The sequence below is a fragment of the Hansschlegelia beijingensis genome (assembly GCF_045505405.1).
Classification (GTDB): domain Bacteria; phylum Pseudomonadota; class Alphaproteobacteria; order Rhizobiales; family Methylopilaceae; genus Methylopila; species Methylopila beijingensis_A.
Genome location: NZ_JBJKEX010000089.1, coordinates 1 through 9,955, shown reverse-complemented (window position 1 = coordinate 9,955; position 9,955 = coordinate 1). Strand labels below are relative to the sequence as shown.

Below are 9,955 nucleotides of genomic sequence, written 5' to 3'. Positions count from 1 at the left end.
GCTCGCCGATCTCCGCGCCGCGCTCGAGGATCTCGACCTGCGCGCCGCGCCCGGCGAGCTCGATCGCGGCCGTGAGGCCGGCGACCCCGGCGCCGATGATGGTGACGCGCATGACAACACTCTCCCTCGGCTCGAGCCTCGGACGCGGGCAGGACGGCGAAGGGAAGCGGCGGCGCGGACGCCGTTACGAGCCCCGTTCCTTCGCCGGCATGACCCGGATCAGGTTCAAAGGGTTCGGCTCGCGCCGTCTCAGCCCGTCCCCGGGCGCCCCTCGGACTGAGGGGACAGTGGGGAGCGCGCCCGCGCGTGTCAACCGAAGCGGGCGTTCACGGCGCCCAGTGGCAGGCCTCGGCGATCCTTCGGCGGATCTCGGCGAAGCCCGTCATGTCGAAGACCGTCTCATGGCTCTCGCCCCTGCCGTCCCGCACGGCGAAGCGGAGCCGGCCCGGGTCGGGCAGCGCGCGGAGCAGCGCGTCGACGGGCTCGGGCGCGAACACCGCCTTGCCGTTCGACGATACGTCCCAGCGCGCGGTCGCAGGCGCGCCTGGCGTTCCTTCGGCTTGCGCCAGGACCTCGAGCGTTCGCCCAGAGAGGCCCCAGCCGCCCGAAGTTCCGACGAAGAACTCCGTGCGTCCGCCGAGGCAGCGGGCGACCGCATAGGAGGGGTCGTTGAAAGAGGCGCCGGGCGCGGAGGCGAGCGCCGTGACGATCCCGCCGCCCTGGCTCTCGGTCTCCGAATTGTAGGTCCAGGCGCCGGAGCGGCCGCTCTCCGCCTGCGCGGCGGCGCAGGCGAGCCCCATTGCAAAGACGGCTGCGAGCATCCTCATTGTCGACCTCCGGACGATCCTGAGCCTAAACGGCTGGCGGGGCCGAACGGACGCTTGGCCCGCGCCCGAATTTCTTCTCGCGGTCGCGCCTTGACTGGCAGGAGCCTCGCGCGTAGGTTCCGCGCGCAATTCAAGCCAGAGGAAGCGACGGCGTGCCGCGCAAGCTCATTCTCGTAAGACAGGCGTCATCGACGGTGCGGGCCGCATAAGGTTCGCGCTCAACGTCCGATGACGCCAAGCAAGGGCTCCCCAGCGGGCCCTTTTTTGTTGCCCGGCGTCACGTCGCGTCGGGTCGGAGCAGGGTCTGACAAGGCGAAAGGAACCGCCACAATGACCGAGACGATGACCGGCGCGGAAATGGTGGTCCGCGCGCTCGCCGATCAGGGCGTCCAGCACATCTTCGGCTATCCGGGCGGGGCGGTGCTTCCGATCTATGACGCCCTGTTCCAGCAGAACTCCATCGAGCACATCCTGGTCCGCCACGAGCAGGGCGCGACCCACATGGCCGAGGGCTACGCCCGCTCGACCGGCAAATGCGGCGTGGTGCTGGTCACCTCGGGCCCCGGCGCGACCAACGCCGTCACCGGCCTCACCGACGCGCTGATGGACTCCATCCCGATGGTCTGCATCACCGGGCAGGTGCCGACGCATCTGATCGGCTCGGACGCGTTCCAGGAATGCGACACGGTCGGCATCACCCGGCCCTGCACCAAGCACAATTACCTCGTGAAGGACGTCAACGAGCTCGCGCAGGTCCTGCACGAGGCGTTCTACGTCGCGACCAGCGGCCGGCCGGGCCCTGTCGTGGTCGACATCCCGAAGGACATCCAGTTCGCGAGCGGGACCTATGTGGGCCGCGAGAACGTCTCGCACAAAACCTACCATCCCAAGGTCAAGGGCGACGCCGACCGGATCCGCGCGGCGGTCGAACTGCTGGCGACGGCGAAGAAGCCGATCTTCTACACCGGCGGCGGCGTCATCAATTCCGGCCCCGAGGCGACGCGCCTGCTGCGCGAGTTCGCGCGGCTGACCGGCGCGCCCGTGACCTCGACCCTGATGGGCCTCGGCGCCTTCCCGGCGTCCGACAAGCAGTGGCTCGGCATGCTCGGCATGCACGGCACCTACGAGGCCAACCACGCGATGCATGACTGCGACGTCATGCTGTGCGTCGGCGCCCGCTTCGACGACCGCATCACGGGCCGGCTCGACGCCTTCTCGCCGAACTCGAAGAAGATCCACATCGACATCGACCCGGCGCAGATCAACAAGAACGTCAAGGTGCAGGTCGGAATCGTGGGCGACGTCGCCCATGTGCTCGACGACATGCTGCGCGTGTGGAAGGCCTCGAAGGTCCAGATCGACCCCGAGGGGCTGCAGTCGTGGTGGAGCGAGATCGACCGCTGGCGGGCCCGAAACTGCCTCGCCTACCGGCCGTCGCCGGACACCATCAAGCCGCAGCAGGCGGTCGAGCGGCTCTACGAACTGACCAAGGGCCTGGACACCTACATCACGACCGAAGTCGGCCAGCATCAGATGTGGGCGGCCCAGTACTACAGGTTCGAGGAGCCCAACCGCTGGATGACCTCCGGCGGGCTCGGCACCATGGGCTACGGCATGCCGGCCGCGGTCGGCGTGCAGATCGCCCATCCGGAGGCGCTCGTCATCGACATCGCGGGCGAAGCCTCGATCCAGATGTGCATCCAGGAGCTCTCGACGGCGATCCAGTACAAGCTGCCGATCAAGATCTTCATCCTGAACAACGAGTACATGGGCATGGTGCGGCAGTGGCAGCAGCTTCTGCACGGCAGCCGCTACTCGAACTCCTACTCGGAGGCGCTGCCGGACTTCGTGAAGCTCGCCGAGGCCTATGGGGCGACCGGCCTGCGCTGCGAGAGGCCGGACGACCTCGACGCCACCATCCGGGCGATGGTCGAGACGCCGGGGCCGGTCGTGGTCGACTGCGTCGTCGACAAGATGGAGAACGTCACGCCGATGATCCCGTCGGGCCGCGCGCATAACGACATGCTGCTCGGCGACGCCAGCGAAGACCGGATCGAGAACGCGATCTCCGAGGAAGGCAAGATGCTGGTGTGACCTGACGCCCGAGACGTCATCCCGGACGGCCGAAAGGCCGATCCGGGATCGTCCTCAGGATCAAACGCCCTTTCTGACCGCGATCCCGGCTCTCGCTTCGCTCGGCCGGGATGACGTTCCATCCGGATAACAAAACATGCGTCAGCCGACAGGCTCAGCCTATTTCATGGACGACCCGCACAAGCAGATCGCGCGGCACACGCTGGCGATTCTGGTCGACAACGAGCCGGGCGTGCTGGCGCGCGTCATCGGGCTGTTCTCGGGCCGCGGTTACAATATCGACAGCCTGACCGTCTCCGAGGTCAGCCATGAGAGCCACCTATCGCGCATCACCGTGGTGACGACCGGCCCGGCGGACGTCGTCGAGCAGATCAAGTCGCAGCTCGACCGGCTGGTGCCGGTGCATTCGGTGGTGGACCTGACGCTCACCGGCAAGGCGCTGGAGCGCGAGCTCATGCTGATCAAGGTGCGCGGCAAGGGCGACCAGCGCGCCGAGGCGCTGCGCCTCGCCGAAGCCTTCCGGGCCCGGGTCATCGACGCCACCACCGAGAGCTTCATCTTCGAGATCACCGGCAAGCCGGACAAGCTCGACCAGTTCATCGTGCTGATGACGCCGCTCGGCCTCGTCGAGGTCTCCCGCACCGGCGTCGCCGCGATCGCCCGCGGCCCCGACGGGATGGTCGGCTGAGGGCGGCCGCCTGAACGGGCCGCCCGCCGCCATGGCGGCCCTAAAGCGTCGTCAGGAAGCTCTTCGACGGCGCGAAGAAGTACTCGCCGCCCTTGAGATGAACACAGAGCGCGAAATCCATCTGGCCGGCGTTCGGCGCGCCATAGCCGTCGGGCCAATCCGTCTGGCCCGGCCCGTTGACGCCCTGGCCGATGACCGGATCGAGCCCCGCGCTGGGGTCGACGAAGCCGCCATTGTTGACCCAGGCCGCCTGCGTGAACTCGAACTGCCTCGCGATGTCGGCCATGTGGGCCATGAACAGCAGGCCGACGCCGCCGGACGGACGGTCCCGGAACTCCTTGGTCTCCGGGTCCTGGTCGCGCAGCCCATAGGTGATGCCTCGCCGCGCCATGATGTGCGAGCGCTCCTCGTCGAGCGTCGCGCCGAGCCGGAGGCTGTCGCCGCGCGGATTGCTTTTGCGGATGTGCGCGCGGAACGGGCAGAGATCGCCCGCGGGATCGCCGTTGAAGTCGAAATTGTTGATCGCCTTGGCGGCGGGCGGGCTTCCCCGGGCGGGCACATGAGGCGCGGCGAACGGCGTGCCGTCCTCATAGCGGCCGACCACCATCGCCCCGGCGCGTTCGCGCTCGTCCTCCATGGGGTGGCCCGGGACGGGCAATCCGAGCGCGTCCGCGAGGCTGCCGGGGCTGGTCTCGGATTCCTGGTCCTTGAAGCGCCTGACGTCCTGCTCGAGCTTCCGGAAGACGAAATAGCTGCCGCAGCTCACGCCGGGCAGGGCGCCGCCGGGATCGGGCGTCAGCGCCTGGTCGAGCGTGAACTGCGGGTCCCAGATCCACTGGAACCCGCCGCCCGGCTTAGCTGGGACGCCGTCCTTGTGCGCGTCGGCGACGACGTCCTGGGTCAGCATCAGCGGCTGGCTGCGCCCGTCCATGTAGCCGAAATGCTCGATCCCCTGTCCGTCGGCGTTGAGATAGGCGAAGCCGATCTCGCGTCCGACGACCTTGATGCCGCCGAAGGACAGCAGGGTCTCCCAGCGCTCAGCCTCTTCCTTCACCACATCGTCGTCGTCGGCCGCGATCAGCAGCATGCCGTGGATCCGGTCCGCCTCCTGGAAGCAGTCGTCGAAGGTCGACGGGTCGGGGTCGTCCAGCCGCGCGCGCCGGGCGCTCATGCCGGCGAGGAACGCCGCGTCGTTCGGCTTCTTGGCCGCGGCCGCGGGGCCGAGCGCGTCGTATCCGGCGGCGGTCAGGTAGAAGGACAGGAAGCGCCCGCCGGAGCGGCGGGACTTGGAGAAGGCCTTGGCGTCGCGGAGCTGGTCGAGCGCCGACTGGGCCTGACGTCCGATGCTGCGCAGGATCGGCCGCACCTCCGCGTCGCCCTTGCTTCCGAAATTCAGGAACAGATGCGCCGTGTGATGGCGGCCGTGCCCCTTGAGGATGTTGCCCTGGAGGTCCTCGAGCATGGCGCGGTCGTCGCCCCGCGCCTGCTCCCAGTCCAGCGTCTTTCCCAGATTCACCGCCATCCGTCGCCCCTGTTGCTGGACGCCTCTCGCGAGGACCCTCCGGCCCGCCGCCGCGGCGCGAACGACAGGCTCCGGCACAATCATAGGTTGGTCAAGATAAGGGGAACAACCTATGCGGCGTCTCCCGGCGGCGGCCCGCAGATCCCCTCCGCGAAGGCCGCGCTTCATTTCGCGCGTCCGGTGCGCTAGACGCCCCGCACGCATCGCTTCAACGCACGTCAAGAACCCAAGGAACCCGCCATGCGCGTCTACTACGATCGCGACGCCGATCTGAACCTCATCAAGGGCAAGTCCGTCGCCGTGATCGGCTATGGCAGCCAGGGTCACGCCCACGCGCTCAACATGCGCGACAGCGGCGTGAAGGACGTGATCATCGGCCTGCGCGAAGGCTCGGCGACCGCCAAGAAGGCCGAGGCCGAGGGCTTCCGGGTGATGTCGCCGGCCGAGGCGGCCAAGTCCGCCGACGTGGTGATGCTGCTCACGCCGGACGAGCTGCAGGCCGACATCTACAAGGAGAGCCTGGAGCCGAACCTCAAGGAAGGCGCGGCGCTGATGTTCGCGCACGGCCTCGCGGTGCACTTCAACCTGATCGAGCCCCGCAAGGATCTCGACGTGCTGCTGGTCGCCCCCAAGGGCCCGGGCCACACGGTGCGCGGCGAGTACCAGAAGGGCGGCGGCGTGCCCTGCCTGATCGCGATCGCGCAGGACGCCTCCGGCAACGCGCATGACATCGGCCTGTCCTACGCCTCGGCGATCGGCGGCGGCCGCGCCGGCGTGATCGAGACCACCTTCCGCGAGGAGTGCGAGACGGATCTGTTCGGCGAGCAGGCGGTGCTCTGCGGCGGTCTGGTCGAGCTGATCCGCGCGGGCTTCGAGACGCTGGTCGAAGCCGGCTACGCGCCCGAGATGGCCTATTTCGAGTGCCTGCACGAGGTGAAGCTGATCGTCGACCTCATCTATGAGGGCGGCATCGCCAACATGAACTACTCGATCTCGAACACCGCCGAATACGGCGAGTACGTCACCGGCCCGCGCATCATCACGCCCGAGACCAAGGCCGAGATGAAGCGCGTTCTGGCCGACATCCAGGGCGGCATCTTCACCCGCAACTGGATGCTCGAGAACAAGGTCAACCAGACCTCGTTCAAGGCCACCCGCGCCAAGGCCAACGCGCATCAGATCGAGGAGGTTGGCGCCCGGCTTCGCGAGATGATGCCGTGGATCAAGGCCAAGGCGCTGGTCGACAAGTCGAAGAACTGAGCTGATCTGTCGGGGCTGAGCCTCGTCTGACTGCCGCGGTCGGCCTCCACCCGGAGGCCGGCCGTTTTATTTTGCGAGCCGGGGATCAGTCGGCAAAACGTTCTTTTAAGGCGGGCGTGTTCAGCTTCGCGCCCTCAAGCGCCCCCGGAACGTCTCATGCCTGCGCGCGGAACAGTCCCTGACAAGCGTGTCAGCAGCCCGGCGCTGCTGCGGGCGCAGGTCGCCGCCTTCTCGAAGCAGGTTCCGGTTCTCTATCTCCTGCTCAGCGTCAACGCGCTCGCGCTGGTCTACACCTTCTGGGACGCCGCCCCTCTGTGGCTCGTCGCGGCCCCGTCGCCGCTGCTCGCGCTGAGCGCGGCCCGGATCGTGACATGGGTCAGGCGCCGCAACGCCACGCCCGCCTCCGCCGAGGCGGAGCGGCTGCTGCGGACGACCGTGCTGCTAGGCCCGGCGATCGGGTTGGCCATGCTGGTGTGGGCGCTCGAGCTGCATCAGTACGGCTCCACCGCCCAGCAGACCCATGTGACGGTGTTCGTCGGGCTCACCGTCGTGAGCTGCATTTTCTGCCTGATGCATGTGCGGACCGCAGCGCTCGGGATCACGAGCTCGGTCGCGATCCCCTACAGCGTGACGCTGATCTGCTCCAGGGACCCGGTGCTGACGGCGATCGGGGCCAACATGGCGTTGGTCTCGCTGGTGATGATCTACATCCTGTTCGTCTACTCGCGCGAGTTCGAGCAGATGATCCAGGCCCAGGCCGAGACCCAGCGCCTGAGCGACGACAATCACAGGCTGGCCAACATCGACGGCCTGACCGGGCTGCCGAACCGCCGGCAGTTCTTCACGCGGCTGTCCGAGCTGCTTTCGTCCGCCGAGGGCGAGCAACGGCGCTTCTGGGTCGGCCTGCTCGACCTCGACGGCTTCAAGCCGGTCAACGATCTCTATGGCCATCTGGTGGGCGATCAGGTCCTGGTCGAGACCGGCGCGCGACTGCAGGAGATCGCCCAGCAGGGCGCCTTCATCTGCCGGCTGGGCGGCGACGAGTTCGGCGTGATCCTCGACGGCGGCCACAGCCATGAGGAGGTCGAGCGGTTCGGACAGCGCGTCTGCGAGGCGCTGCTGGCGCCGTTCTCGACGCTCGACGTGCTGGCCAAGATTTCCGGGACGATCGGCTTCGCCGCGAGCGACCAGGCGGAAGGCCAGGCCAAGCTGCTTTACGAGCGCGCCGACTACGCGCTGTACCACGCCAAGCAGAACGAGCGCGGCCGCGCGATCATGTTCTCGCGGGAGCACGAAACCGCGATCCGCCGTCTCAGCGTCCTCGAGCAAAGCCTGCGGAACGCCGACATCGAGACCGAGATGTCGCTCGTGTTCCAGCCGATGGTCGACGTCGCGACCGGCCGGATCACCACCTTCGAGGCGCTCGCCCGCTGGGACTCGCCGGAGCTCGGCGCCGTCTCGCCGGCCGATTTCGTGCCGATCGCCGAGCGCACCGACCTGATCACGCGGCTGACCCAGACGCTGCTGCAGAAGGCGCTCGCGGAAGCCCGGCGCTGGCCCGCGCACATCCGCATCTCGTTCAACCTCTCGGCGCGCGACCTCTCGCCCGAGGCGATCCTGAAGACCATCGACAAGGTCCGCGCGAGCGGGCTCGACGCCAGCCGCATCGTGTTCGAGATCACCGAGACGGCGGCGATGCGCGACATCGCGCTCGCGGAGATCTCGCTCGGCGCGCTGCGGGCGCTCGGGGCCCGGGTGGCTCTCGACGATTTCGGCGCCGGCTATTCCAGCCTGAGCTATGTCCGCCGCCTGCCGCTGGACCGGATCAAGGTCGACCGCGGCTTCATCGTCGACATCGAGCATGACGGCGTGGCGCGCGACATCCTCAAGACGATCATCGACCTGTCCCGCAACCTCAAGATCGACTGCGTCGTCGAGGGCGTCGAGACGGAGGGGCAGAAGCGCACCATCGGGCTGCTCGGCTGCACCACGATGCAGGGGTATCTGTTCAGCAAGCCGATGACCGCGAGCGAGATCCCGGACTTCCTCGACACCGTCGAGGCGGACCGGCGGACCAGGCTGATGGTCGCCCTGGCGTGACGTTGGGCCCGTCTCGACGGGGCGCCGGGCCGGATCGTACAAGGGCGCCGATCCGCGTTTGAGGAGCGGCGATGAACATCCTGTCGATCCAGAGCCATGTCGCCTACGGCCATGTCGGCAACGCCTCCGCGGTGTTCCCGATGCAGCGGCTCGGGCACGAGGTCTGGCCGATCAACACGGTGCAGTTCTCCAACCACACCGGCTACGGGGCGTGGCGGGGGCCGGTGTTTCCGGCCGATGCGATCCGCGACGTGCTGACCGGGGTCGAGGAGCGGGGCGTGCTGCCGGGCTGTGACGGCGCGCTCTCCGGCTATATGGGCGACGCCGCCATCGGCGACGCGATCCTCGATGCGGTCGCGCGGGTCAAGGCGGCGAACGCGCGGGCGCTCTATTGCTGCGATCCGGTGATCGGCGACGTCGGTCGCGGCGTGTTCGTGCGGCCCGGCATCCCGGAGTTCATGCGCGACCGCGCCATCCCGACGGCGGACGTGGCGACGCCGAACCAGTTCGAGCTCGAATTCCTCACCGGCCGGAAGATCGGCGACCTCGACGACGCCAAGGCGGCGGCGCAGGCGCTGCGCAGCGCGGGCCCCGCGGCCGTGCTGGTCACGAGCCTTCAGACCTCCGAGACGCCGGAGGGCTCGATCGAGCTGCTGGCGGTGGACGGGGAGGGCGCCTTCCGCCTGCGGACGCCGCTGCTGCCGATCTCGGTCAACGGCGCGGGCGACGCGATCGCGGCCCTGTTCTTCGTCCATCTGCTCACGACCCGCTCTGTGGCCGAGGCGCTCGCGCTGGCGGGCTCGTCGATCTACGGCGTGCTCAAGGCGACCGCCGACGCTGGGTCGCGCGAGCTGCTGACGGTTGCGGCGCAGGAGGAGTTCGTGCGCCCTGGCACGATGTTCGCACCCGTGGCGGTCTGAGGGCCGCGCGCAGCCGAAGCTTAACCATGCCGGGTCCAGCATAGGGCCGAACTCCCGCCTCCGGATCCCGCCATGTCGACCGACGACAGTCCTGCGCCGGCGCAGTTCCGGCGGCGGCCCATCTTCCGGGCCCTGGCGCTCAGCGCCGTGATCTGCGCCGTGGGCTTCCTGCTGATGGGGCGCGGTTCGCTGGCGCCCGCGACGCTTCCGCTCGACGCCGCCGGCTATGCGCTCGGGCGGGACTTCGTGAACGTCTGGAACGGCGCGCGCCTCGCGCTCGCGGGCGAAGCCGCGGTCCTGTTCGATCGCGACGCTTATCAGACGAGCCTCGCCGCAGCCTTCGGACCCGGCTTCCCGGATCACAACTGGTCCTATCCGCCGCACGCGCTGCTGCTGTTCGCGGCCTTCGGCGTGCTGCCTTACCTCGCCGCGCTGACGCTCGGGGCGTCAGGCTGGCGGACGCTCTGGAGCGTCACGCTTCCCAACATCCGCTGGGCGCTGCTCTACGGCGTGGTGCTGACCAACGCCCGCGTGATGGGCGAGT

8 protein-coding genes, 1 pseudogene and 1 riboswitch are annotated in these 9,955 nt (G+C 68.6%); of the genes and pseudogenes, 6 read left to right on the top strand and 3 right to left on the bottom strand.

All coding sequences use genetic code 11. The features are described 5' to 3' along the window. On the bottom strand, nucleotides 1–112 hold a 112-nt coding region (locus tag ACIKT0_RS07985), incomplete at its 3' end, for an FAD-dependent oxidoreductase (protein ID WP_407104827.1). Nucleotides 113–179: 67 nt separating this feature from the next. Beyond that, a riboswitch (TPP riboswitch) is annotated at nucleotides 180–282 on the bottom strand. A 44-nt stretch (nucleotides 283–326) separates the two neighbouring features. Further along, on the bottom strand, nucleotides 327–827 hold the full coding sequence (locus ACIKT0_RS07980) for a hypothetical protein (RefSeq protein ID WP_407104826.1): 501 nt from the start codon (nucleotides 825–827) through the stop codon (nucleotides 327–329). A gap of 330 nt (nucleotides 828–1,157) precedes the next feature. Between ACIKT0_RS07980 and ACIKT0_RS07975 the strand changes: the two genes are divergently transcribed. Both ACIKT0_RS07975 and ilvN read left to right on the top strand, forming a co-directional pair. Next, a complete protein-coding gene (locus ACIKT0_RS07975; RefSeq protein WP_407104825.1) occupies nucleotides 1,158–2,921 on the top strand; it encodes an acetolactate synthase 3 large subunit in 1,764 nt (587 codons plus the stop codon). A 136-nt stretch (nucleotides 2,922–3,057) separates the two neighbouring features. After that, nucleotides 3,058–3,609: an acetolactate synthase small subunit gene (gene ilvN, locus ACIKT0_RS07970; protein WP_407104824.1), complete on the top strand. Its 552-nt coding sequence runs from the start codon at nucleotides 3,058–3,060 to the stop codon at nucleotides 3,607–3,609. A gap of 40 nt (nucleotides 3,610–3,649) precedes the next feature. Here the strand turns inward: ilvN and ACIKT0_RS07965 are convergent, their stop codons facing one another. Then, a complete protein-coding gene (locus ACIKT0_RS07965) occupies nucleotides 3,650–5,131 on the bottom strand; it encodes a Dyp-type peroxidase (RefSeq protein ID WP_407104823.1) in 1,482 nt (493 codons plus the stop codon). Between the two features lie 240 nt (nucleotides 5,132–5,371). Between ACIKT0_RS07965 and ilvC the strand changes: the two genes are divergently transcribed. The 4 genes and pseudogenes from ilvC to ACIKT0_RS07945 form a co-directional block, all read left to right on the top strand. Then, on the top strand, nucleotides 5,372–6,391 hold the full coding sequence (gene ilvC / locus ACIKT0_RS07960; protein ID WP_407104822.1) for a ketol-acid reductoisomerase: 1,020 nt from the start codon (nucleotides 5,372–5,374) through the stop codon (nucleotides 6,389–6,391). A gap of 156 nt (nucleotides 6,392–6,547) precedes the next feature. Beyond that, nucleotides 6,548–8,491, top strand: coding sequence for a putative bifunctional diguanylate cyclase/phosphodiesterase (locus ACIKT0_RS07955; protein ID WP_407104821.1), 1,944 nt, complete (start codon nucleotides 6,548–6,550; stop codon nucleotides 8,489–8,491). Between the two features lie 71 nt (nucleotides 8,492–8,562). Further along, complete coding sequence (gene pdxY / locus ACIKT0_RS07950; RefSeq protein WP_407104820.1) at nucleotides 8,563–9,411, top strand: pyridoxal kinase PdxY; 849 nt, start codon at nucleotides 8,563–8,565, stop codon at nucleotides 9,409–9,411. Between the two features lie 426 nt (nucleotides 9,412–9,837). Further along, nucleotides 9,838–9,955, top strand: a pseudogene (locus ACIKT0_RS07945) (sulfate ABC transporter permease subunit CysW); the annotation flags it as partial.

Bases quoted from the DNA above. Each gene is read 5' to 3' on its own strand.
- ACIKT0_RS07980 (WP_407104826.1), bottom strand. From the start codon at position 827: ATGAGGATGCTCGCAGCCGTCTTTGCAATGGGGCTCGCCTGCGCCGCC.
- ACIKT0_RS07975 (WP_407104825.1), top strand. From the start codon at position 1,158: ATGACCGAGACGATGACCGGCGCGGAAATGGTGGTCCGCGCGCTCGCC.
- ilvN (WP_407104824.1), top strand. From the start codon at position 3,058: ATGCGTCAGCCGACAGGCTCAGCCTATTTCATGGACGACCCGCACAAG.
- ACIKT0_RS07965 (WP_407104823.1), bottom strand. From the start codon at position 5,131: ATGGCGGTGAATCTGGGAAAGACGCTGGACTGGGAGCAGGCGCGGGGC.
- ilvC (WP_407104822.1), top strand. From the start codon at position 5,372: ATGCGCGTCTACTACGATCGCGACGCCGATCTGAACCTCATCAAGGGC.
- ACIKT0_RS07955 (WP_407104821.1), top strand. From the start codon at position 6,548: ATGCCTGCGCGCGGAACAGTCCCTGACAAGCGTGTCAGCAGCCCGGCG.
- pdxY (WP_407104820.1), top strand. From the start codon at position 8,563: ATGAACATCCTGTCGATCCAGAGCCATGTCGCCTACGGCCATGTCGGC.